The organism is Actinopolymorpha sp. B9G3, from assembly GCF_040120725.1.
In the GTDB taxonomy this organism is placed as follows: domain Bacteria; phylum Actinomycetota; class Actinomycetes; order Propionibacteriales; family Actinopolymorphaceae; genus Thermasporomyces.
Map to the genome: position 1 here is coordinate 532396 of NZ_JBEEAB010000001.1, position 22744 is coordinate 555139.

Genomic DNA, 22744 nt, shown 5'->3' on the forward strand with positions numbered 1-22744 from the left:
GTACGCCGGCGTGCCCATCTGCAGCCAGGAAGGCGCGCAAAGCCCAAAAACTGCGCCAGTAGGCTGGCAGCGCCCAAGTCGATATGCGTGATCTTCTCCCGCTGATCTTCAAGGACATGATCGTGCTCGTCCGCCGCGCATTCGTGCCAGACCACCTGCATGCTGACCGCGCCGACACCGCCGGCACCACCGCCGACGGCTGGCCGTTCACGGTGCCGTGCGTCGCGGAACTCGCCGAGCACGGGCTCGTGTTCGAAAAGCCCGTCACGTTTCTCGTCGGTGAGAACGGGTCCGGAAAGTCCACCCTGGCGGAGGCGCTCGCCGAGGCGTTCGGGCTGGACGCACGGGGTGGGCGTGCCGGCCGCAAGTACGCCAACGATCGCGAGAAGACGCCGCTCGGCGAGGTCCTCCAGCTCGACCTCACACCCACCGGATCGAAGATGATGACAGGTCCGCGGCGCAGGAAGAAGGGCTTCTTTCTGCGGGCGGAGACCGCGTTCGGGCTCCTGGAGACCGTCACCGGACTCGGTATCCCTGGCTACTGGGACGAGGATGTGATGGCGATGTCCCACGGCGAGGGCTTCCTGACCGTCTTCGATGCGATGTTCGCCCAGCCGGGCTTCTACGTCATGGACGAGCCCGAGGCCGCCCTGTCGTTCACGTCCTGCCTACGCCTGGTCGCGCTGATGCACCAGCTCGGCAAGACCGGCGCGCAGGTCGTCTGCGCCACCCACTCACCCGTCCTGGCTGCGACGCCCGACGCGGACATCATCGAGGTCGGCGACCACGGAATCCGCCGCACCAGCTGGGACCGGCTCGCGCTCGTCGACCACTGGAAGGCATATCTCAGCAACCCCCACAGCTACCTGCGCCACGTCATCGACCCGTAGACCGCCACTCACGTGTCCGCGTCGAACGCACCGCTGATCCAACCGATGTAGCGATCGGCCGACCTGCGTACCGCGGCCTTCGCGTCCCGCGCCACCATGCCGCCGAAGTTGCCGTAGAGCCGATCGAAGTCGTACGGCTCCACCGCGCCGACGACCCGTTCCACGGCGGCGGCCGACAGCGGGATGTTGTTCGGATAACTCCGCATGAACGAGGCCCACCGCTGGTCCGGCGTCGGCGCGATGGTGTCACCGGCCAGTAGCACTCCACGCCCGTCGGCACCTCCCGCCCAGTGCGCCGCCGCGCTCCCCGCGAAGTGCCCACCACACTGCACCAGCGTGACGCCGGGAAACAGGTCGTACGTACCAGACCAGTACTCCACAACCGGGTCGGTCCGCTGCAGCCACTGCCTGTCAGCCGCCGCGACGAGAACCGGCACACCGCTGAGGGCACGGCTCCATTCGACCTGGACACCGAACATGTGCGGATGACTGGCCGCGATGGCGGCGACACCGCCGAGCTCGCGAAGCCGATCCGCCCCGGCGGCGTCCACGAAACCGGTCGGATCCCACAGCAGGTTGCCCTCAGGAGTACGCAGCAGCCACGCCTGCTGACCGATCCCGACCTGCGGCCGCACCCTGACACCGAACAGGTCCGGCTCGACTGCCTCGACCCGGACCCGGTGGCCAGCCGCTGCCAGTTCGTCCAGCGACGTCCACTGCTGCCCCACGGGCAGCACGTACTGACGTTCGTCCGCACAGATCGCACACGTCGCCGGCGGCTGAGCGGTGTCGGAGTGTTCGACCGCACAGGTGGCGCAGATCCAGACCGTCACGAACGCCCTCCCTTTACCTGGCACCGGTTTCCTGCCACGTCCGACCGCCGACGCTAGGGCAACGCCGGAACGCGGTCCTCGGTCGCAGGTCGGATCAGCACTGCTCCCATCGCCCTACGACCTGCGACCGGAGTCAGGCGCCATCAACGCGGTGTCTTCGTGTTTCAGCGGTCAGGGTGGGGTAGGGGACATCGATGCACGGACACACGCATCGCGTCCACGCAGCCTGAGGAGGTTCTTCGTGAATGCCGACAACAGTGTCATCCCGGTAGCGGGCAGGGACGTGGGCGGACTTCTCCAGCCCGTTCTCGTCGACCTGATCGCCCTGTTGCTGAACGTGAAGCAGGCGCACTGGCACGTGCAGGGCCGCCACTTCACCCAGGTGCACGAACAGCTCGACACCCTCGTCGACGACGTGCGCAGGCTGTCCGACGACGTGGCCGAACGGCTGGTCGCCCTCGACGTCGCGGTCGACGGCCGTCCAGCCACGGTGTCACAGACCACCGAACTCCCTGAGTTCGACGAAGGGTTCCTGAGCGACGACAAGGTGGTGAGCGCGATCGTCGACCAGATCGACGCGGCGATCAGCCGTGCGCGGGCCGCCCTGGAACCACTCGACGAGATCGACCAGGTAAGCCAGGACATCCTCATCGAGCTCCTGCGCGCCCTCGAGAAGCACCGCTGGATGTTCGCCGCACAGATCAACTGAGCACCGCGTCCGCCGGCAGGATTTCCTGGTTGGCGAGGTCGATGTTTGGGCGAGCCGCGACTTGGGCAGGGCAAAAGACAGCGAAGTAACACGTTCAAGCCCAGAGCCCGCGCGAACGGAGGACTCGCTCATGACAACGCCAGTCGACGTTGACCACTCCGTACACGACATCACGTCAGCACACGGTCAGTCCGAAACCGGCCAGGCAGCGGCACCCGATTGGCGGGCGCAGCTCGTCCTCGACCACCTCTACCTGGCGAGGAGGCTGGCCAACCGCTACTCCGGGCGCGGCGAACCTGTCGACGAACTCGTCCAGGTCGCGATGGTGGGACTCGTCCAGGCCGCCAACCGGTTCGACCCCGACCGCGGATCGCCGTTCACCGCGTACGCCGTCCCCACAATCCTCGGCGAGCTGCGGCGACACTTCCGCGACTACTGCTGGTCGGTGCACATCCCACGCCCTTTGCACGACCTCTACCACGCCGTGCTGCAGGCGAACGACCGGCTGACCGGCAAGCTGCAGCGGACGCCCACCGTCCGCGAACTCGCCGCACACCTCGACGTCGGCGAGGACCAGATCGTCCAGGCGCAGGAGAGCGCGTCGGCCTACTCGGCCCTCTCACTCGACGTCCCCGCCTCCGCTGACGGAACCGACAGCGACAGCCTGCCACTCCGCGACCTGCTCGGCTCCGAGGACACCGCGCTCGACCGGGTAGAGCAACGGGAAGCCGTGCGCGACGTCCTCGCCGAGGTGCCGCCGCGGGAGGCGAAGATCCTCACGCTGTGGTTCTTCGGCGACCGTACGCAGGCACAGATCGCCGAGGAGATGGGCATGTCGCAGATGCACGTGTCGCGACTGCTCGCGATGACCCTCGCCAACATCCGATCGGCAGTGCTCGACGAGAATCACGGTCCGATCAGGTGGCCATCCCCGCGACAGCGCCGGAAGGCCAGCTGAGACACGTCACCGGAAAGGTCAGCTGAGCACGGTCGAGGCGGGGGTGCCACTGCCAGCGCGGGCACCCCCGCTTCCGCAGGTCTTCTCGCGCCCGGATCACTCCGGTGGTGGAGCGGTGGTGTCCTGGTAGACCTTGCGCTCCGAGCTGGTCTGCTTGCCGTCCTCGAACACCTGATGCTGGGTCACGGTCGTGCCACGCCGGCGCTTGGACCAGATGGTGAACGTCAGCACCAACATGGTGACGCCGGTGACGATCAACACCCAGCCCACGATGTTGATGCGGAGCCAGTCTGGTTCTGCATCCACCGCGAAGGCCAGGATGGCGCCGAACGCAATGAGGAAGATGCTTGCGCCCATGCTCACGATGTGCCACCTCCTTGATGATCAGCTACCCGGGTGGCGGGCGATCACACGTTGCGCTCAGCCTTTGGCGTCGGACCAGCGGGATACGCAGGTGATGTCGGCGACGAACCGCACACCGCTGCCGGCCGCCCACACACCGGCGGTGGAGTCCAGTGCCCGGGCCAACAGCCCGGCCGCCGCCTCAGCGTGCTCGGCGGGCACATGGACGAGCAACTCGTCATGCAGGCACAGGACGATCTGGCCGCCGAAAGCCTGCAGCCCGATCCGGACGGCGGCAGCCCACGCCTTGAACAGTTCGGCTGCCGCGCCCTGGACCACGGCATTGCGAGCGAACCGGCCGTGCCCGGTGACGGCGTGGCTACCCTGGCCCGGCCCCACGTCATGGACCAAGGCGGCATCAGCGCCCTCGACGCGTTCCTCGGTGGCCTCCGGCCAACCCAACCGGATGAGCCGGCCGCCGAACGTGCGTACGTCCTGGCGGTTGTTGCCGGCCTGCTCGGCGGCGCGGAGATAACCGATCGCGTCCGGATAGGCGCGTTCCATCCGCTTGAGCGCCTCCCCTGCCGCGCCGGAGGTCTGGCCGTACATCGCGGCGAGCACCGCGACCTTGGCCGTCGGCCGGTCACAGCGGAGCGCGGCGGCGACCGGTGCGTACATGTCGTCGGCGCGCGCCGCGGCCGTCAGCCCGGCGTCGCCCGACACCGCGGCGAGCACCCGTGGCTCGACCTGGCCGAGGTCGGCACGGACCAGCGTGTGGCGCGGCTCGGCCACGACCGCGACCCGCAGCCCCGCCGGAAGGTTGTGCAGGCCCGCCGACGCGGTCATCCGGCCTGCGGCGGCGTCAGCGGCGCCCCACTCGCCGCGCAGCCGGCCGTCGGACCCGACGTGCCGGTCGAGCCAGCCGTAGCCGTAGGTCGTGGCGATGCGTTCGGCCTTGCGCCAGTCGAGCAGTGCCGCCACGCCACGATGGGTCGACCGGAACGGTTCCAACCGCCAGGACCGCGTGTCGGGATAGGCGAAGCCGACCCGCGAGAGCAGGTCACGCACCTGCGCGGGGTTGCGCAGGTCGCAGCTCACGCCGGCCGGGAAGTGCGCGAGGACGGCCGCGTCCCGGCGTTCGCGGACGGCGACCGCCTCCTGTTCGTCGGCGGGACGCGGACCGATGAACTCCGCGATCATCGCCTCCGCGGCTTGCCGGTCGATCGGCAGACCGTCGTGTTCGAGCTCGAGTGCGAGTAGTGCCGCCGCCGACTCGGCGTACGCGGTGAGGACGGACAGTGGCAGCGGCCGTGGTGCCGCCCGGGGGTCGGGGAGGGCGCGGAGGGCGCGCTCCTGGCGGGTCTGGACCGCCAGGGCGAGGGTGGCCCAGGTCGGCGCGGCCGCGAGCAGGTCTGCAGCCTCGGCGGAGTCAGCGGCGTCGACAGCGTCGGCGGGGGCGTTGGCCCCGGTGGGAGGGACGCCGGCCAATGCCCAGTCGCGGTCGGTCCACCGGCGGCGGAGCTGGCCGTCCGGGCGGAGTGCGGCCTCGGCTCCGCCGCCCATTCCGCCGCCCATTCCGCCGCCCATTCCGCCGCCGCCCACGCCATCGATCCCGCCGCCCACCCCGCCCGCCATCCCGCCGCCCACCCCGCCCGCCATCCCGCCGGCGACCCGGCCATCGATCCCGCGGCTGATCCGGCTGGCGCCGGTGGCCGGCGCGACCGCCTCGTCGTCCTCGGACGCGGCGAAGTCGAGCAGGGTCACCTCCCGGCGTACGACCGGTCTCGGCGGTTCAGGCAGGCCGTGACAGGCCGCCCACACGGCGCCCGGGTCCCCCCGGTGACCGCCGTGGAGCACCCGGTGAACGGCCGCGAGGTCCCAGCATGTCGTCAGACGTACGCCGGACTCGAGCAGCGGCCTGGCGGTCGTGCGCGCGTCCCACCACACCCACCGCGGCCGCAGCCGCGCGGCGATCTCGCCCACCACCCGCGCGGGATCGCCGGCGATGCCCCACTGGGCGGAACCGTCGGGGGTCGCAGCGACGCCGACGCCCGTCCCCGGCGCCACGACGAGCGCCAGCGGTTCACCCGGGCCGACCCCGGCTGCGATGAGGGCGTCGACGAGCCGCGGGACGTCCACCACCTGACCGCCGAGGCTCGGTTGCCGCACCCGCCCATCCTCGCGCGACCCACCGACACCCCGTGGCGATTAGGCTCCTCCCTGACGACGCAGGCGTCAGGAGTGGGAGATCCTTCCGGTGCAGCCATTGCAGAGCGGCGACCCGCGGCAGATCGGCGTGTACGCACTGCAGAGCCGGCTCGGCTCGGGCGCGATGGGCACGGTCTACCTCGGCATCTCCCCCGGCGGGCGTCCGGTCGCGGTCAAGATGGCGAGGGCCGAACTCGCCGACGACCCGGACTTTCGGGAGCGGTTCCGCCGCGAGGTCGAGATGGCCCGCTCGGTCGGTGGCTTCTGGACCGCCGCCGTCGTCGATGCGGATCCCGACGCCGAGCGGCCCTGGCTCGCCACGGAGTACGTCGCCGGGCCCAGCCTGCACCAGGCCGTCTCCGAGCACGGCGCGTTGCCCGAGTCCGCCGTACGCCGGCTCGCCGCGGGCCTCACCGAGGCCCTGGCGGCGATCCACGCGGCCGGCCTCATCCACCGCGACCTCAAGCCGTCCAACGTCCTGCTGGGCGGCGACGGGCCACGCGTCATCGACTTCGGCATCTCCCAGGCGCTCGAGTGCGCGAAGCTGACGGCCACCGGGACCTTCCTCGGCACACCCGGGTTCCTCTCCCCCGAGCAGATCGCGGGCGATGCCGTGGGGCCGGCGAGCGACGTCTTCGCGCTGGGAGCGGTGCTGGTCTACGCCGCGACGGGACACGGGCCCTTCGGCGATGGGCAGACCTCCGCCCTCATGTACCGCGCGATGCACGCCGAACCCCAGATCGACGGCGTACCCGATGCGCTGCGCCAGCGGATCGCCGCGTGCCTGCGACGCGACCCGGCGCTGCGGCCGTCACCCGCCGCGTTGCTGAGCGAGCTGGGTGGGGCCGAGATCCCGCCGGCGACGGCGCCCGGATGGCTACCGCCGCCGGTCCAGACCCTGGTGGAGAAGTACGCCACACAGCTGCGGGACCATGCCGGACCGGCCGGGGCGATACCGTCCAGCGCCCTGGTCGTCGCTTCGGAGGTCCCGGGCACCGGGGCCGGTCCGACGGGCGCCGGTCCGACGGGCGCCGGTCCGACACGGACCAGGCCGTACACCCAGCTCTTCCAGCCCGGGAACGCCGTACAGCCGCAGCCACCGGCCGCCGCGCCCGCTTACAACGGCGCCGCCACCGGGGGCGTACGCTTCGGCAGCTCCCGCGGCACCGCGCTCGCCTGGGGAGGCGCAAGCGCCTTCCTGTCGCTGATCGCCGCCGACATCGCCCGGGATTCCAGCGATGCCCAGAAGCCTGTGGTCGCGTTCATCGCGTTCATCGCGTTCGTCATGCTCCTCGTCACGGCCGCGCGGTTGCTCTACATCGCCGCGCGCCCGCAGCTCAGCCTGGAGGTCAGCACCGAAGGCCTCACCGTCGCCAAGGGCCGCGACCGGTGGCAGCTGCCGTGGTACGCGGTCGCCCGCACCCGGGTCGTCCAGCAGGGCTCGCGTCCGTGGCTCGCGGTGTGGCTGGCCCCTGGGTGGATGCCGCCGCGGGCGTTGGGCGGCAGCGCCAGTCGCACGTACCACGGTGGAATCCGGCTCTTTCCCGTCGCCCACGAGCGCCGGAGGCGTCGGCGGGAACGTGAGGTCCGCGAACTCCGCGCGGCACTTGCCTGGCACGGTCCACAGGCGTTCGACCGCAGCCCCTGACCGCCGCGCACCGCCCAGCATCCGTCACCGGCGCGCGCTCAGGAGCGCAGCTGGAACGTCTCGAACCGGTCGAGCTCTGCTTCGATGCGCGCCTTGTGGGCGGCGGCCGTGCCGTTGCCGACCCAGGTCCACTGCTGGATGAGCAGCGTGCCCTTCTCGCGGTCGGTCTTGAGGTCGATGGCCGCGACGATCTCGTCGCCCACGAGCACCGGGAGCGCGAAGTAGCCGAAGGCCCGCTTCTCCTTCGGTACGTACGCCTCGAAGATGTGCCGGTAGTCGAAGAAGAGCGCGAGCCGTTTGCGTTGGATGATCAGCGGGTCGAACGGCGACAGGACGTGCACGAGTTCCTCGGCAGGGGCGACGGTCGACTCGAGGGCGTGCGGCTCGGCCCAGTGCTCGACCTTGCCGGCACCGTCGAACGTCACCGGTACGAGTTCCTTCCGGCGCACGCGGGACTCGATCAGGGCACGCATGGCCGGCTTGGCCCTGGGCTCGTGGTAGCAGGCAGAGTCAAGGCTCACCAGGCCCTGCGCGCGCAGAGCGCGGTCGAGTTTGTAGGCGAGAATCTGCCGCTCGGTCGCCGGCCTGGGTGGCTTGTCCCAGCCGAAGTGCCGGCCGGTGAGTTCGTACGTCTTGACCATGCCGGTGCGTTCGCTGACCGTGACCACGCCGCGGCGGAACTGCTCCTCCAGCGCATGCTTCGACGGTTTACGGCTCGCCCAAAGCCAGTCCTTTTCCACCAGGACGTCATCGGTGATATCGCGGATGGTGAGGGCGCCGTCTTTGCGGATCAGGTTGTGGACCTTGCGCAGATCCTCGTCGGTGACCGTGCGGTTCCAGGGCATTCTCGGCGCCTGACGGTTGCGCTTCATCCCCGGCATGAAGAACCGGAAATCCTTCGACGGTACGTACGCGAGGGCGTGGGTCCAGTACTCGAAGACGGTCTTGTCGATGGTCTGCGCCTGATGGAGATGCGCGCGTCGATAGTCCGGGATCCGGGTCCAGAGAATGTGATGGTGGCAGCGCTCGATGACGTTGATGGTGTCGATCTGCACGTAGCCCAGGTGCTCGACCGCGGAGTGCGTCGCTCCGGCCCCACCGCCGAACGGTGCGCGGGCGTCGAGCCGCTGGGCACGCAGCCAGATGCGCCTGGCGTCGGTCTTGGTGAGCGCCAACGGTGCGCGTCGGGGCGAGGTGGCCATGGCGCGTCAGGGTAACCGGAGCGCGCTCGGCGCAGAAGCCCTCCGACCTGCCGCCGATGGGCCCGGCCCTGGTCCCGCAACATCGGTACGGACCGTGAGAACGGTCCGCCAAACGACAGCGGCACCCCACATGCCTGTGGGGTGCCGCTGCCCTGCGTCGACTGAGCCCGATCAGCTAGCGATCGAAGTCACCGGCACGGATGCTCGAAACAAAAACGTTCCACTCGCGTGATGTGAACGCGAGCACGGGACCGCTGCGATCTTTTGAGTCACGAACACCCATCGCCGCTCTGTCGAGAACAGCGACCTCGACACAATTTCCGTTGGATGCGCTGTAGCTGCTTGTGCGCCACGTGGGCGCAGTGGACGTGGACTTCACGGACCTCACCTCGACTTCGCCTCCTGCGCTCTGACACGTCGGGCGAGCAGCGCCTTTGTCTCGCCAGGGTCCAGTGCCATTGCGCTCAAATGTCTATAGGCCAGGCTATACCGGTGCACTTCGTGCGGGTCAGCAAGATAGGTGTTTCTGGTCATCGTTTCTAGGTAAACCACGTCGGCTTCCCAGCTCTCCGGAAACTCGAGGATGGCGAATGCCCCGGTCAGACCCGGGTGAGCGCCCTTCACCGCGGGGAGTACCTGCAGATCGATGTTGGGGAGTTCGGCCAGGTCGAGCAGGTGTCTCATCTGGTCGACCATCACCTCCGGCGCCCCGACAGTAGTGTCGAGCACGGTCTCGGCGACGATCACCCACACGTGGAGCGGGTCCGTCTGCCTGGTCAACGCGCCCTGGCGCGCCATCCGGATCTCGAGCCGGCGGTCGATCTCGCCGGGTGAGAGCAGTCCCATCGAGTGGCCCTCCATGATCGCCCGGGCGTAGCTCTCGGTCTGCAACCGGCCGTACAGCACGCTGGTGTCGAACGCACGGACGCCGACGGCGAGTACCTCCATCTCCAGATACTCCGTGTAGTCGGCGGCGACGAACTGCTCGTAGGCCGCCCACTGTCGCCGGCCGGCAGTGGAGGCCCGCTCCATGAGCTGCTCGCGGCGTTCGGCGGCGACGCCGTAGTAGTCGAGAAGGACGCCGAGGTCCTTCAGGCTGACCCCGCTGACCGCGGTCTCGACCCGACCGAGTTTGGCGGTTTTCCATCCGATGGCCTCTGCGACCTGCGCAAGCGTGGTCTGCCGGGTCTCGCGGAGGAACCGGAGCTCAGCCGCGAGACGGCGTTCTCGCAGAGTGGGCTGTCGTCGGCGTGGCATGTGCGGTGTTACGCCTCCCCGCGGTCGAGCGGTCGCGGTCTGCAATCGATTGCGAGCTATTGTGCCCTGCCCGTCGGACACGACAACTTTTGACTCTGGGTGAGAATTCTTACCGCAATTGCTTGCCGGCTACACGATTTGAGTACTACGGTCGGTTTCGTCCCGCGAACAGTCTGTAGCGTCCCTGCCCCCGATTGCTCGGCACCTTGCGGGTCGACCGAACAACGGCAGGGTGACCCGACCTCGACGGGGAGGACTCGGAATGATCTGGGCTGAGCTCGAAGCAATCGCCGACCGACGTCTCGCGGAGCGACGATCGATCCAGGAACAATACGTCCGAAAGCTTTACGACCGTGTCATCACGGACGGTTACCGCGCGGAGGTCCTCGACCAGTCACGCGACGGCTGGCACGTCCGCGTCCAGTACCCGCCGTCGTCCGACGTGTGGATCACCGTGCGCTGCGTCGTCGCCGACGGTCGCGCCCGCTTCGAATGGTGCAGGTGGCTCCCGTGGACCTGCGCGGCCGACGACATCGACACCGCGGCGTCCTTCCTCCGCGATCTGCTCGGCGCCCCCGACCAGGCTTTCTGACCTACGCCGGTTCGACCTGCCGTACGCCCAGAAGCACCGCACGGCACCGCACGCGCCCGGGGGAGGGTGATCCGGCGAGGGCCACCGTGGCCTCACCCGAGTGAGTACACGGTGGCCCTCGTCGCTTTCTGCCTCGCACCACTGGACACGGCCGGCGCCTGACTCCTGACCTGTCCGATCAGCTTTCGGCGATCAGGCAGACGTACGGCTGCTGCCCGCCGCGTGGGCGGCAGCCGGCGGCCACGATCTTCCAGCTCTTCGCGCTCACCGCGAGGAAGACGGTGTCGCGGGCAAGCGCCACCTGGGCCTGGTCGCCGGCGAGACGGACCGTACGCACGTCGCCCGCCGCGGCGAGCTTCCCGGCGAGCACAGCCTTTGCGCACGGGAGCTGGCTGACACGTTCGAGCGCTCGCCTCGTCTGCGGTGCCAGCAGGTCACAGGCCGCCGTGCCCTGGCGGTGGTCGACCGCGGCGTGAAAGGCGCGCGCGACCGAGGCGGCCGCCTTCTCCTCATCGGCCGGCGCGCCACAGCCGGCCGCCGTGGCGAGCGCGGCGGCCACGGCGAACGACGCGATCGCGGCGGCGGCTGCTGCTGCTGTGCGCCCGGCACTTGTCACTTTGTGACCTGATGCAATCACGCTCCGTGGCATACCCGCCCGGTCGTGTGCTATGCCTCAGAGCTGGGCGACCACGTTCCCGCCGTCGAGGAACTGCTCGAACGACCCCCACGGCTCGGTCCCGTCCTTGCTCATAATGACCTCGCCGGAGTACTGCGCGAGGTAGACCCGGCGCAGCCTGTCCGTCGTGTTCGGCCCACTGCGGTGCAGGACCACACTGGAGAAGACGACGATGGACCCGGCCGGCGCGGTCATCGGCAGGCCGGGATCGGAGCCGAAGTAGCCCACCCGGTCGTTCACCCTGGGGTCCTCGATGTGCTTGACGTAGGAACGGATGCCCGAGCGGGAGTACGGCAGCAGGTAGACCGAGCCGTTCTCCTCCGTCACGTCGTCGAGCGCGATCCAGCAGGTGAGGTAGGGCTCGTGGTCCTCGTGGACGTAGCCCGAGTCCTGGTGCCAGGCGAAGGACGTGTCGGGGTCGGCGGCCTTGATGACGTACTGCTCCCAGAACAGGTAGGCGTTCTCCCCCAGCGTCGCCTGGCAGATCTGCGCCATCGTGTCGCTGAACAGGAACTGCCGCAGCTCCGGACGGTCCTGGTAGATCATGTTGCTGAAGTACCGCTTGCCGCGCGCGTTGATCCCGATCCGGTCGACACCTGCCTCGTCGAACGCGGCGTCGAGCTTGTCGACGGAGTACTGCGCGCCGCCGCGGAGCAGTTCCAGCTGCTCGTCGGTCAGGGCGCGCTCGAGGACGAAGTAGCCCTCGTTCTGGTACTGCTCACGCATCTCGTCGGTGACCAGGCCGGTGCGTCGGGCGTCGGTCGCGGTCATGGGCTCCTCCATGGCGGGGTCGTCTCGGTGCTACGACGCTAAGCCGCGAAGGCGACCTACTGGAATGGTCGAGCCCGACCAGGACATGTACGTTCTGGCGTGTGGATCCCCGGGACCCCCGCGCCAGGATCGCCGTCTCCGACGCGCCGCAGACGAGGCTCGGGCAGCTGGTGCTCGCCGGCGAGGTGGTCGACGACGAACCGGTGATGCCGGCGGGGCTGCGCGTCATGCCGGCGTACGTCCTGTCGGTCATCCTCGCCGGGCAGGGGCGCTACCGCGATGCCGACGGGCGCGACGAGCCGATCACCGCGGGCGCGCACACCCTGGTGGGTCCGGGCGATCCCCACTGGTACGGAACGGCGCCCGGCGAGCGCTGGACCGAGCTGTTCGTCGTCTTCAGCGGGCCGCTGTTCGACACCCTCGCCGAGACCGGGGCACTGGCGACGACCGGGCCGCGGTATCCACGACCCGCACCGTCGATGGCTGCGCTGCGTACAGTCCTGCGGGCCACTCCGCGCTCGCACCGGGCGGCGGAGCACCAGTTGCTCGCCCTGGCCGACTGGCTCCTCGACACCGCCGATCCGGTCGGCGCCACCGGGCCGAGCGCGGCCATCGCCGCGGCCGTCGACCGACTCGCCGACGACCTCACCGCCCGGGTCGACATGCGCACGGTCGCCGCGGAGACCGGCCTGTCCTACGACACGTTCCGCCGGCGGTTCACCGCGGAGGTCGGCCAGCCGCCGCTGGCGTTCCGCAACTCCCGGCGGCTCCAGGTCGCGGCGACGCTGCTTCGCTTGACCGACATGACGCTCCGGGAGATCGCGCGGACGCTGGGGTTCACCGACGAGTTCCACCTGTCGCGGCGGTTCCGCGCACACTTCGGTATGCCGCCCAGCGCCTACCGCCGTCCGTAGCCGCTGGCACGGCGTCCGCTGCGAATGACCACGCTGGGAAGGGTCCCCTCCCCTGCGAATGACCACGCCGAGCATGGCGATCCCCTGCGAATGACCACGCTGAGCATGCCTGTGAGCGCAGGACAGGCGTCGATGCCCGTTCCTGGGGCTACAGGCATGCTCAGCGTGGTCATTCGCAGCAACGCGGCCCGGCGCCGCAGGGCGGAGGACCAGGGCGGAGGACCAGGGCGGACGGCGGCTACCGCCGGCCGACGCCTTCCCGACCGGGGGCCGTTCCCGGGCCTGCCTGACGATAGGCCGCACCCGGGCCCACGTGCCCAGACGCGGCGCCCGCCATGGCTGCCGGATGCGTTCCCAAGGGCAGAGCGGCGGTCGCCGTTCCCCGCACGACCGGCAGGCTCATCAGCAGGCCGAGGGCGACCCACGTGAAAGCGCTCCCACCGAGGAACCCGTCCACCCCGCCGGCATCGAACCGCCAGAGGAAGACGAGGCTGCTGCAGAGGACGAGGTACGCCGCCGCGGCCGCGCCCAGCAGCCGGCGGCGTCGCGCCACCACGGGCTCGCGCAGTCCCGCGTCCACGGTCAGCACCAGCCCGGGGATCAGCCAGACAAGATGGTGGACCCAGCTGATCGGGCTCACCAGGCATGCCACCGCACCGGTCAACGCGAAGCCAGTCAGGACGTCGGACCGGTCGAGGGAGCGCCGGACGTGGTACGCCCACAGCGCCAGCGCCGCGGCCACCAGCACCAGCCAGACCAGCGTGCTCGGCGGTCTCGACGGGTCCAGCCGCGCGAGCGCCCCCAGGATCGACTGGTTCGAGATGTACGCCAACGAGCCGACCCGCTCGGTCTGCCACAACGTCGCCGTCCAGTACGTCCACGACGTCCCCGGCGCGATCACGGCCGCGAGCAACGTCGCGCCGGCGGCCGTCCCCGTGGCGATCGCCGCAACACGCCGGCGGCCGGTCAGCACGAGGTAGATGACGAAGATCGCCGGGGTCAGCTTCAGTGCGGCGGCGAGACCGATGCCCACCCCTGCGTACCGACCAAAGCGACGGAACCGGGTCGTCCCCGCGAGCAGCCGGGCGTCGGCGAACACCAGCACCATGAGGACGAGGTTGACCTGGCCGAAGCTGAACGTGTCGTACACCGGTTCGAGCAGCGCGAGCAGGCAGGCCGCCGCGATGACGGCGAACCAGGGCGTCCATCGCCGTCGGCGGGCGATCGGGGTCACGAACCAGTACGCCAGCAGGGCAAGGCAGCCGAGGTTCGCCAGCACGCTTCCCGCGATCACGACGGGCCAGCTCACCACCGCCATGGGCGCCATGGCCAGCGCGGCGAACGGCGGATAGGTGAAGCCGTACGACGTCTCCGGCAACAGGTAGTCGTACAACGCGCCGCCGTCGGACCAGAAGCGCACCGCGCCGAAGTAGATGCTGAGATCGAAGAATCCCCGCCAGTACTGCACGCCCGCGAGGAACCCCACGGTCACCGTGACCATGGCGATCGCGAGCGCCGGCCGGGCTCTCATCGCGGGTACGCCTGGTAGGCCCGCACCGCCTGAGCGGGCCGGTACGCCGCGGTCCCCGCCGCCTGCGGAAGCGGCTCGGCCTGGTGGAGCGGCCAGTCCTCCCGGTCGGCGAGGGCACTGGCGATGAGCAACGCCCCGATGGCCATCGCGACACCGAGCACCGCGTGTCCGATGTCGGAGTACTCAGGTGCGAAGCCGTTGGGCAGCACGACCATCGCGAGCACGCCACAGCTCGCCGCGATGGCCCACAACAGTCGAGGCGACAGCGAAGTGACGGCGAGCAGGACGACGGCCCACAGCAGGTACCACGGCCGCAGCGCCGGACCGAGCAACACGATCGCGCCCAGCGCGAGCCCGAGCGCGCGGACGGGCCCCAGCCGTTCGCGCTGCCACCAGCAGGCGACAGCCGCGACGACCGCGACACACAGGCCGACCCACCGCCACAGCTCCAGCACGTCGGCGGCCACGCCGACGCCGACCAGGTCGAGGAAGCGTGCGGTGATCCTGGCGAGGGCGCTGGTGATCGACCAGTTGCTCGGTGACGCGGGCGTGCCGAGCGCGTGCACCCAACCGAACCCGGTGCCCGCTGCCGCGGTCAGTACGACGGTCGCGCCGGCGGCGACCGCGGCGGTGCCCAGGCCGGCCTGCACCTCCCGCCACCGGACTGTCGCCCGGGCCGCCGAGGGCGAGGCATCGCGAGCGGCCGAGTGGGCAGTCGCCCGGGTCGCCGAGTGGGCAGTCGCCCGGGTCGCCGAGTGGGCAGTCGCCCGGGTCGCCGCGTGCGCGGCCCAGAGCGGTACGACGAAGAGCAACCCCACCACCGCCGGCACCTTCACCAGGGCCGCCATGGCGATCAGCGTGACGCCGACGACCCGGCGTCCGGCCGTCACGAGCGCGAGCCCGGCGACGAGCAGGGCGAGCATCACCGCGTCGTTGTGGGCGCCGGCCACCAGGTGCGTGAGTACGAGCGGGTTGAGGACACCGAGCCACAGGGCCTTGGTGGGCGAGGCGCCGCACCGGCGCGCCAACCAGGGCAGGCAGACCGCGAGCCCGGCGACGCCGAGCAACGCGACCGCGCGCATGGCGAAGACGCCCAGCACGGTGTTGGTGCCGACGACGTGCGCGATCGCGGTGGCGTAGAGGACGAACACCGGACCGTACGGTGCCGGCGTGTCCTGCCAGATCGCCGGCACCTCCGCCGCGAGAGGCCCTCCGAGGGTGGCTGGACCGTGGCTGTAGATGTCGATTCCCGCACGCACCATCGCGCCCTGGGCGAGATAGCTGTAGACGTCGCGGCTGAACAGTGGCGGGCAGAGGACCAGCGGCGCCGACCAGGACACCAGCGTGACGAGCAACGCGTGCCTCGTCACTCCGGTCTCGGGGTTCGTGAGAAGTCGCCCCAACCGCCACCAGGCCACGACCAGCAGCGTCAGTCCGAGATAGACGCAGACGACGGCGGGATCGACGTGGTCGCCGATGAGGCGGGTACGCAGGGCCACCAGCTGCGGTCCACCGACCGGGAGCGATCCCGCGAACGAACCGCCCGCGGCGACAGCGAGAGCGCCGATCGTCCCGAGTGCGCGAATCTGGACAAGGGACAGGCGCGGTGCGGCGATCAGCACCCCGGCACCCTGCCACTGGCGTGTTGCGCGCAGTCGACGTGGCCCTGTCGGGACGGTGTCCCGCCCGCCGGCCCGGGAGCTGCCCGCCGTCGACCCGTTCGCATAGGTCCTGTCCGCACGGGCCGACGATAGCGTTCGGTGTACCGCGAGTCACATACGCACGGAGTGTCCCGCGCAGGTTGTGCGGATGACGCGGCGTACGCCGCCGAGCGATGTCACCCCGCGTAGCGGCGGAGGAATTCGGTGACCGCGGCGAGGTAGGGCTCGCGGCGGTCTCTGCGGATGTTGTGACCGGCGCCCTCGATGTGCACCGAGGCGAACTCCCCCGCCGCCGCGTTCGCACACTCGGCGGCCACCTCGGCCGAGATGAGCGACCCACGATCGGTGTCGCCGTACAGCAGGAGAACAGGGCAGCTCACCTTCGGCAGCACGCCCGGGAGGTAGGCCATCGGCTCGGACGGCAGGTCGAACACGTGCATGTCGAAGCGTTCCTTCGACAGCGCCCATGGCTCGTGCTCGTCGTCGGGCCAGTCCGGGTTGCCGGCCCGGTTCGTCGCGATCCTCTCGGGAAGGTCGCGGTCGCGCGCGGCGACAAGCCAGTCCGGTGTGAGCCGGCGCGGCGGCGTGCCCTCGGACGGCTGGCGTTGACCCGGCGGCGGGTCCTCCAGGATGACGGCGGCCACCAGGTCCGGCCGGCTCTCCGCGAACGCGGCGGCCGTCACGGCGCCCATCGAGTGGCCGGCGACGATCGCGCCGCCGGATCGTACGCCTCCCTCCGCCGCCAGAGCGTCGAGGACCTGGGCGACGTCGCGGGCGTGGGCGGTCCGGCCGAACGTCTCCTCGGGGAGCCCGGACGAACCGTGCCCGCGGGCGTCGATCGCGAGCGCCTCCCACGGGCCCTGCAGGGCGCCGACCAGCGGCCCCCAGCAGTCCGCCGAGTCGGAGAATCCGTGGAGGAGCACAAGGTCGACGAGGGGCGCCGTCCGCGCCCAGGCGAGGTGACCGGTCGCGCCGCGTTCGGTGAACGGGCTCCGGTCGCTCGCCTCAGATGTGTGGCCCATGTCCGCCGACGTTACGGATCGGGCGCGTACCTCGCTAGCCCGAAGAGGTCGAACAGCCGCTCCTGGTCGGCGTCGCGTTCGGCCAGGATCCTTCTGGTGCGCGGCCGACCGCCCGTCGACCGGTAGCGCAGCTCGGTCTCCTCGATGCCGGAGAGCCGGTCGAACAGCTCCCGTACCGACAGGTCGAGACCCTCGCGCTGCGCCGACTGCCGCATCAGGTGGGTGACCGTCGTCGCCAGGATCCGGACGTAGGAATGGACCGCGATCCGGTGATCGTCCCATCGCCAGCCGGTCGACGGCGAGCCGATGACCGGCCCGCCCCAGTGCCGCAGGGTGCCCTCGATGCGGTAGCGGGCGCGGTACGCGGTGAGGACGTCGGCGACGGACCAGTCGTCGTGGTCGGTGACGAGCAGCTGGCGACCGAAAACCTCCTGCGCCAGCCGCGCCCTGGCGGACTCGTCGACAGACCAGCGCAGCCGCAGGTCGGCTGGCTCGGTCCCGGTGAGGGTCGTCGACAGCACCCGGTCGACCCACCGGAATCTGGTGATGCGCGCGATCTCAGCCAGGACCCGTTCCCGCGGCAGGCGTTGGGTCCCCTGGCGCAGGGCGGCGGCGAGCTCGTCGAGGCGGCGGGTCGCGCTGGCAAGGTCCTGGGCGAGGCCGCGGGCCTGCGCGTCGTGCAGGAGGCGGGAGTGCAGAGCGACCGCGCGGCGGTCGACGCCGGCGACGCGGATGCGGGTGTCATAGGCCGTCACGCCCGGGAAGCGGGCAGGGTCGACGGCGCGGCGCCTGCTGGCGGGGACGGCGAGCAGCTCGGGGTGGTCGCCGGGCGGGAGGGAGGCGACGACGTGCAGCCCGGCGAAGCTGCCGGCGCCGGGCTGGCTGCTTTGACCGGCGTCGACGACCACGGTGATGCCGTCCTTGCCGGTGGGCGCATCGCCCCTGTCCCTGCTGTCGTCGCTGCCCTGGTCGCCCCAGTCGTCCGGGCGCTGGGCGGTGAGCGAGCGGTGCCGGTCCGCGAGCCGCCTGACCAGGGCGGTGAACGTGTCGCCAGGCGAGTCCCGCCGGCTGTCCTCGCGGTGCCAGTAGACGTCCGACACGAGCGGGACGGCGCCGTCGAGGGTGACGACCACGCCGAGCCCGGCGAGCCGATCTCCTGAGTCGCCGCCGTTCCCACGACCGCGGTCGCCCGTGGTCGACGTGCGTGCGTACGTCGCGAACGCAGGGACGTCGACCGCCAGCACCGGCACCCTCGGGTCGTCGGAGGCCTGCCTGCTCAGAGGCGGGCCGACCTCCGAGAGCGCGTGCACGAGGCGGGGAAACAGCGCCGCCTCGAGCTGCTCGAGATGGGACTCGGTGATCCGGCTCATCGCCCGCCAGAACCTGCGCCGGTCCAGCAGGTCGGGATCGATTCGCGGCCGAACGAAACGTGCCGCCGCCGACTGCCGCCACCACGCCGCGAGGTCCAGCCCGGGGCCGTCGAACGCGAACCGGGCGCCGGACGCGACGGCCTGGTGGAGTACGCCGAGTGCGACGTAGGTCCCGGTCGAGACCTTCGTACGGCGGCTGCCGACCACCTCGTCCACCAGCTCCGCGAGGCCGAGATCGGTGAGCACTCCCCACACCGCGGCGACGTCGCCGAAGGCGAGGTGCCGCGTGCGGTCCGGACCGCCCCGGCCCGGCGCTCGCCCTCCCGGCGCTTCCCCTCCCGACGCTCCCCCACCTGGCGCTCCCCCTCCCGGCGCATCACCGTCCAGTACGGCAGAGACCGCCGCCGCGATGTCGGCCGCGGTACCGAGGTAGCGCTGCGCCACGATGCGCGGCTTGCCTCCGACCCGCCGCGACTCCGCGAGGTAGTAGTACGTCCGGCCGTTGATGCGCTTGCCGACCACCGATGCCACACTTTAGGTAATACCTGCTGCAGGCTCTGGCCGCAAACCGCAGCAAGGCCGGTGACCAGCGCAGATAAGCGTCCCCGCCACCGCCAACGGCGACCAGGTTCCGGTTCGGGTGCCGACACGCTGGTCCGGCGACGCTGCACCTGCCTACGGTCTCGGCCGTGACTGTCCTACGTCCAGATCCCCCGGCCCACGGTCCCCAGCAGGTCCCGGACCAGCCGCCCGCGTCGGCCATGCGCCGTGCTCTCGCCCGCGCGCGCGACGGCAAGACGCTGAACGTCGACGAGGCCGCGGTCCTCCTCCACGCCCGCGCCGGCGACCTCGACACGCTCACCAGCCTCGCGAGCCGGTTGCGCGACCAGGGCCTCGAAGCGGCGGGGCGGCCTGGCGTCATCACGTACAGCCGGAAGGTGTTCATCCCGCTCACCCGCCTGTGCCGCGACAGGTGCGGCTACTGCACCTTCGTCACCGTCCCGCACCGGCTCCCCGCCGCCTACCTGAGCCCTGACGAGGTGCTCGACATCGCTCGCCAGGGTGCCGCGATGGGCTGCAAGGAGGCGCTCTTCACCCTCGGCGACCGGCCGGAGGACCGCTGGCCGGCGGCGCGCACGTGGCTGGACGAGAACGGATACGACGACACGCTGTCCTACGTCCGTGCGATGGCGATCCGGGTGTTGGAGGAGACCGGTCTGCTGCCCCATCTCAACCCGGGCGTGCTGTCGTGGCAGGACCTGCAGCGGCTCAAGCCGGTCGCGCCGTCGATGGGCATGATGCTCGAGACGACCGCGCGGCGGCTGTTCACCGAGCGCGGCGGTCCGCACTTCGGCTCGCCCGACAAGGACCCGGACATCCGGCTCCGGGTGCTCGAGGACGCCGGCCGCAGCTCTGTGCCGTTCACGACCGGGATCCTCCTCGGGATCGGCGAGACTCTGACGGAGCGGGCCGAGTCGCTCTTCGCGATCCGCCAGGTGGCCCGGGCGTACGGCGGCGTCCAGGAGGTGATCGTCCAGAACTTCCGGGCAAAGCCCGACACCAAGATGCGCGCGACACCGGACGCCGACCTGCAGGACCTGGCGGCGACGATCGCCGTGGCGAGGCTGGTGCTCGGCGCGCAGGTCCGGATCCAGGCGCCGCCGAACCTCATCGACGACGAGTACGCCCTGATGCTGCGTGCCGGCATCGACGACTGGGGTGGCGTGTCGCCGCTGACACCGGACCACGTGAACCCCGAGCGGGCCTGGCCGCAGATCGACGACCTGGCGGCGCGCACGGCTGAGGGCGGGTACGCCCTGCGGGAGCGGCTGACGATCTATCCGGAGTACGTCCGCGCCGGCGAACCGTGGCTCGATCCGCGGCTCGCGCGACACGTGGCGGCCCTGGTCGATCCGGCCACCGGGCTCGCCAAGGACGGCGCACTCCCCCAGGGACTGCCGTGGCAGGAGCCCGACGGCGGGTGGGAGTCGGCGGGCACCGGTTCGGGGCGGACCGACCTGCACGTCACCATCGACTCGCGGGGCCGCACCACCGACCGCCGGGAGGACTTCTCCTCGGTCTACGGCGACTGGGACGAACTCGCCGCGCACGTCCCGTCCGGAGCGGCCGGACCGGCACCGGCGTCGCCGGCGGCTGCGGCGCGTCTCGACGGCGCCGTCAAGGACGCCTTGCGTCAGGCGGAGAGGGACCCCGCGGGCCTCACCGACGGCCACGCGCTTGCCCTCCTCGACGCCGACGGTCCGGCGCTGGAATCCCTCAGCCGGTTGGCGGATGGGCTTCGCCGGGACGTCGCGGGCGATGACGTGACCTTCGTCGTCACCCGCAACATCAACTTCACCAATGTGTGTTACACCGGCTGCCGCTTCTGCGCGTTCGCCCAGCGGCGGACCGACGCCGACGCCTACACGCTCTCCCTCAGCCAGGTCGGCGATCGGGTCGACGAGGCGTGGGAGGCCGGCGCGACCGAGATCTGCATGCAGGGCGGCATCCACCCGGACCTGCCCGGGACGGCGTACTTCGACCTCGCACAGGAGGTGAAGCGCCGTCGGCCGGATGTCCACCTGCACGCGTTCAGCCCGATGGAGGTCATCAACGGCACGTCGCGGACCAACCTGCCGGTGCGTGAATGGCTCGTCCGGGCCCGCGAGGCCGGCGTCGACTCGCTGCCTGGAACGGCCGCCGAGATCCTCGACGACGACGTGCGCTGGGTGCTCACCAAGGGAAAGCTGCCGACGGCGAGCTGGGTCGAGGTGGTCAGCACCGCGCACGCGCTCGGCATCCCCACGACGTCGACGATGATGTACGGACACGTCGACACGCCGGCGCACTGGGTCGCCCACCTGCGGGTCATCGCCGACCTGCAGCGCAGATCGCTGGAAAACAACGGCCATCGTGGCTTCACCGAGTTCGTGCTGCTGCCGTTCGTACACACCAGCGCGCCGATCTACCTTGCGGGGTTGGCGCGCCCGGGTCCGACACCGCGCGAGAACCGCGCCGTGCACGCCGTCGCCCGGCTGCTGCTCCACGGGCTGATCGACAACATCCAGTGCTCGTGGGTGAAACTCGGCCCGGAGCTCTGTCAAGCCGTCCTTGACGGTGGCGTGAACGACGTCGGCGGCACCCTCATGGAGGAGACGATCAGCCGGATGGCCGGCGCCGGCCACGGGTCGTACAAGACGATCAGCGACCTGCGCGCGCTCGTCGCGCCGACCGGCCGGCCGCTGCGCCAACGCACCACCGACTACGGCACGCCTCCCGCCGAACGCATCGCCGCGGCAGAGGCGAGCGACGGTGTCTGCGCCGCGGTACGCAATCCGGGCCGACGCGACCTCCCGGTGGTGTCGCTGTCCGGGCCCGCCGCCGAATGACGGCGACCAAGCGGATCCGCCGGGTCGCGAAGGCCCGGATGCCGACGGCTCATGGCGTGTTCACGGCGTACGGCTATGCCATCGACGGCCGGGAGCACGTCGCGCTCGTCCACGGCGACCTCAGCAAGGTGCAGGCGGCCGGCGAATCGGTCCTCGCCCGCGTGCACTCCGAGTGCCTGACCGGCGACGTGTTCGGCTCTCTGCGTTGCGACTGCGGGCCGCAGCTCACAGCGGCCCTGGCCGCCATCGCCGCGGAAGGCCGCGGCATCCTCGTCTACCTCCGCGGGCACGAAGGACGCGGGATCGGGCTGCTGGCCAAACTTGCGGCGTACACCCTGCAGGACGCGGGGCACGACACGGTGGACGCGAACCTGGCACTGGGCCTTCCGGCGGAGGCCCGCGACTACTCGGCCGGAGCGCTCATCCTCACCGATCTCGGCGTACGCACCGTCCGGCTGCTCACCAACAATCCCGCCAAGACCACCGGCCTCGCCGCCCACGGCATCACGGTCGCTCACCGCGTCCCGCTGCACGTCCCGGCCAACCCGGAGAACGCCCACTACCTGCGCACCAAGCGGACACGCCTGGGCCACCACCTCCCGGCCGAAGCGCACGACGCCTGAGGGGCAGGATCCGCGATCACGTTTCATGAACGGCCCTTGTCGCGGCTGAGTATTCAACCAAGAAACTATGGCCGACCAAAAAGCAGGAGGGTTCGACCAAAAACCAAACGCCCGCAGAAGCCCTACCTGCCGTGAAAGCCTGCAGGCA

20 protein-coding genes are annotated in these 22744 nt (G+C 70.7%); 8 read left to right on the plus strand and 12 right to left on the minus strand.

Annotation, left to right across the window (positions count from 1 at the left end):
• Positions 1-83 precede the first annotated feature (83 nt).
• Positions 84-890, plus strand: a complete 807-nt coding sequence (locus tag ABNF93_RS02375; RefSeq protein ID WP_349325818.1) for an AAA family ATPase — start codon at positions 84-86, stop codon at positions 888-890.
• A gap of 8 nt (positions 891-898) precedes the next feature.
• Here the strand turns inward: ABNF93_RS02375 and ABNF93_RS02380 are convergent, their stop codons facing one another.
• Positions 899-1723, minus strand: coding sequence for an MBL fold metallo-hydrolase (locus ABNF93_RS02380; RefSeq protein ID WP_349325819.1), 825 nt, complete (start codon positions 1721-1723; stop codon positions 899-901).
• A 241-nt stretch (positions 1724-1964) separates the two neighbouring features.
• Here ABNF93_RS02380 and ABNF93_RS02385 point away from each other — a divergent pair, with 241 nt between their 5' ends.
• Together ABNF93_RS02385 and ABNF93_RS02390 are read left to right on the plus strand one after the other, a co-directional pair.
• A complete protein-coding gene (locus ABNF93_RS02385; RefSeq protein WP_349325820.1) occupies positions 1965-2432 on the plus strand; it encodes a Dps family protein in 468 nt (155 codons plus the stop codon).
• Positions 2433-2562: 130 nt separating this feature from the next.
• Complete coding sequence (locus tag ABNF93_RS02390; RefSeq protein ID WP_349325821.1) at positions 2563-3390, plus strand: SigB/SigF/SigG family RNA polymerase sigma factor; 828 nt, start codon at positions 2563-2565, stop codon at positions 3388-3390.
• Positions 3391-3486: 96 nt separating this feature from the next.
• Here the strand turns inward: ABNF93_RS02390 and ABNF93_RS02395 are convergent, their stop codons facing one another.
• Complete coding sequence (locus ABNF93_RS02395) at positions 3487-3747, minus strand: DUF6458 family protein (RefSeq protein WP_349325973.1); 261 nt, start codon at positions 3745-3747, stop codon at positions 3487-3489.
• A gap of 63 nt (positions 3748-3810) precedes the next feature.
• Positions 3811-5901, minus strand: a complete 2091-nt coding sequence (locus ABNF93_RS02400) for a DNA polymerase (RefSeq protein ID WP_349325822.1) — start codon at positions 5899-5901, stop codon at positions 3811-3813.
• Positions 5902-5989: 88 nt separating this feature from the next.
• On the opposite strand from ABNF93_RS02400, the gene ABNF93_RS02405 reads away from it, so the two are divergent.
• Positions 5990-7588 carry a serine/threonine-protein kinase gene (locus tag ABNF93_RS02405; RefSeq protein WP_349325823.1) on the plus strand — a complete coding sequence of 533 codons (1599 nt, stop codon included), beginning with the start codon at positions 5990-5992 and terminating at the stop codon, positions 7586-7588.
• Between the two features lie 38 nt (positions 7589-7626).
• On the opposite strand, the gene ABNF93_RS02410 is transcribed toward ABNF93_RS02405, so the two are convergent.
• The 3 genes from ABNF93_RS02410 to ABNF93_RS02420 all read right to left on the minus strand — a co-directional run bounded on the left by ABNF93_RS02410 (position 7627) and on the right by ABNF93_RS02420 (position 10047).
• Positions 7627-8790: a winged helix-turn-helix domain-containing protein gene (locus ABNF93_RS02410; RefSeq protein ID WP_349325824.1), complete on the minus strand. Its 1164-nt coding sequence runs from the start codon at positions 8788-8790 to the stop codon at positions 7627-7629.
• Positions 8791-8965: 175 nt separating this feature from the next.
• Positions 8966-9178 carry a DUF397 domain-containing protein gene (locus ABNF93_RS02415; protein ID WP_349325825.1) on the minus strand — a complete coding sequence of 71 codons (213 nt, stop codon included), beginning with the start codon at positions 9176-9178 and terminating at the stop codon, positions 8966-8968.
• Positions 9175-10047, minus strand: a complete 873-nt coding sequence (locus ABNF93_RS02420; RefSeq protein ID WP_349325826.1) for a helix-turn-helix domain-containing protein — start codon at positions 10045-10047, stop codon at positions 9175-9177. The genes ABNF93_RS02415 and ABNF93_RS02420 overlap by 4 nt, the downstream gene beginning before the upstream one ends.
• 262 nt (positions 10048-10309) lie before the next feature.
• Between ABNF93_RS02420 and ABNF93_RS02425 the strand changes: the two genes are divergently transcribed.
• Positions 10310-10639 carry a hypothetical protein gene (locus ABNF93_RS02425; protein ID WP_349325827.1) on the plus strand — a complete coding sequence of 110 codons (330 nt, stop codon included), beginning with the start codon at positions 10310-10312 and terminating at the stop codon, positions 10637-10639.
• 178 nt (positions 10640-10817) lie between these two features.
• On the opposite strand, the gene ABNF93_RS02430 is transcribed toward ABNF93_RS02425, so the two are convergent.
• The gene (locus tag ABNF93_RS02430; protein WP_349325828.1) at positions 10818-11255 is read right to left on the minus strand and encodes a hypothetical protein; all 438 of its coding nucleotides are present in this window, start codon (positions 11253-11255) and stop codon (positions 10818-10820) included.
• 57 nt (positions 11256-11312) lie between these two features.
• On the minus strand, positions 11313-12086 hold the full coding sequence (locus ABNF93_RS02435; protein WP_349325829.1) for a phytanoyl-CoA dioxygenase family protein: 774 nt from the start codon (positions 12084-12086) through the stop codon (positions 11313-11315).
• A gap of 101 nt (positions 12087-12187) precedes the next feature.
• Between ABNF93_RS02435 and ABNF93_RS02440 the strand changes: the two genes are divergently transcribed.
• Positions 12188-13000, plus strand: coding sequence for a helix-turn-helix transcriptional regulator (locus ABNF93_RS02440; RefSeq protein WP_349325830.1), 813 nt, complete (start codon positions 12188-12190; stop codon positions 12998-13000).
• Positions 13001-13238: 238 nt separating this feature from the next.
• Here ABNF93_RS02440 and ABNF93_RS02445 read toward each other — a convergent pair whose 3' ends face one another.
• The 4 genes from ABNF93_RS02445 to ABNF93_RS02460 all read right to left on the minus strand — a co-directional run bounded on the left by ABNF93_RS02445 (position 13239) and on the right by ABNF93_RS02460 (position 19115).
• Entirely contained in the window at positions 13239-14531 is a 1293-nt protein-coding gene (locus tag ABNF93_RS02445; protein ID WP_349325831.1) for a glycosyltransferase 87 family protein, read from the minus strand.
• Positions 14528-16153, minus strand: coding sequence for a polyprenol phosphomannose-dependent alpha 1,6 mannosyltransferase MptB (gene mptB / locus ABNF93_RS02450; RefSeq protein ID WP_349325832.1), 1626 nt, complete (start codon positions 16151-16153; stop codon positions 14528-14530). The genes ABNF93_RS02445 and mptB overlap by 4 nt, the downstream gene beginning before the upstream one ends.
• A gap of 215 nt (positions 16154-16368) precedes the next feature.
• Positions 16369-17214, minus strand: a complete 846-nt coding sequence (locus ABNF93_RS02455) for an alpha/beta fold hydrolase (RefSeq protein WP_349325833.1) — start codon at positions 17212-17214, stop codon at positions 16369-16371.
• A gap of 11 nt (positions 17215-17225) precedes the next feature.
• Complete coding sequence (locus ABNF93_RS02460; RefSeq protein WP_349325834.1) at positions 17226-19115, minus strand: IS1634 family transposase; 1890 nt, start codon at positions 19113-19115, stop codon at positions 17226-17228.
• 230 nt (positions 19116-19345) lie between these two features.
• Here ABNF93_RS02460 and ABNF93_RS02465 point away from each other — a divergent pair, with 230 nt between their 5' ends.
• Positions 19346-21973 (plus strand): bifunctional FO biosynthesis protein CofGH, encoded by a 2628-nt coding sequence (locus tag ABNF93_RS02465; protein ID WP_502877525.1) that lies wholly within the window; start codon positions 19346-19348, stop codon positions 21971-21973.
• A complete protein-coding gene (ribA, locus tag ABNF93_RS02470) occupies positions 21970-22596 on the plus strand; it encodes a GTP cyclohydrolase II (protein ID WP_349325836.1) in 627 nt (208 codons plus the stop codon). Before ABNF93_RS02465 ends, ribA begins: the two co-directional genes overlap by 4 nt.
• Positions 22597-22744 lie beyond the last annotated feature (148 nt).

What these genes read in the sequence shown, in the direction of transcription:
- ABNF93_RS02375 (WP_349325818.1), top strand. Translation starts at nt 84, where the DNA reads ATGCGTGATCTTCTCCCGCTGATCTTCAAGGACATGATCGTGCTCGTC.
- ABNF93_RS02390 (WP_349325821.1), top strand. Translation starts at nt 2,563, where the DNA reads ATGACAACGCCAGTCGACGTTGACCACTCCGTACACGACATCACGTCA.
- ABNF93_RS02395 (WP_349325973.1), bottom strand. Translation starts at nt 3,747, where the DNA reads ATGGGCGCAAGCATCTTCCTCATTGCGTTCGGCGCCATCCTGGCCTTC.
- ABNF93_RS02410 (WP_349325824.1), bottom strand. Translation starts at nt 8,790, where the DNA reads ATGGCCACCTCGCCCCGACGCGCACCGTTGGCGCTCACCAAGACCGAC.
- ABNF93_RS02420 (WP_349325826.1), bottom strand. Translation starts at nt 10,047, where the DNA reads ATGCCACGCCGACGACAGCCCACTCTGCGAGAACGCCGTCTCGCGGCT.
- ABNF93_RS02425 (WP_349325827.1), top strand. Translation starts at nt 10,310, where the DNA reads ATGATCTGGGCTGAGCTCGAAGCAATCGCCGACCGACGTCTCGCGGAG.
- ABNF93_RS02435 (WP_349325829.1), bottom strand. Translation starts at nt 12,086, where the DNA reads ATGACCGCGACCGACGCCCGACGCACCGGCCTGGTCACCGACGAGATG.
- ABNF93_RS02445 (WP_349325831.1), bottom strand. Translation starts at nt 14,531, where the DNA reads ATGAGAGCCCGGCCGGCGCTCGCGATCGCCATGGTCACGGTGACCGTG.
- ABNF93_RS02455 (WP_349325833.1), bottom strand. Translation starts at nt 17,214, where the DNA reads ATGGGCCACACATCTGAGGCGAGCGACCGGAGCCCGTTCACCGAACGC.
- ABNF93_RS02465 (WP_502877525.1), top strand. Translation starts at nt 19,346, where the DNA reads ATGCGCCGTGCTCTCGCCCGCGCGCGCGACGGCAAGACGCTGAACGTC.
- ribA (WP_349325836.1), top strand. Translation starts at nt 21,970, where the DNA reads ATGACGGCGACCAAGCGGATCCGCCGGGTCGCGAAGGCCCGGATGCCG.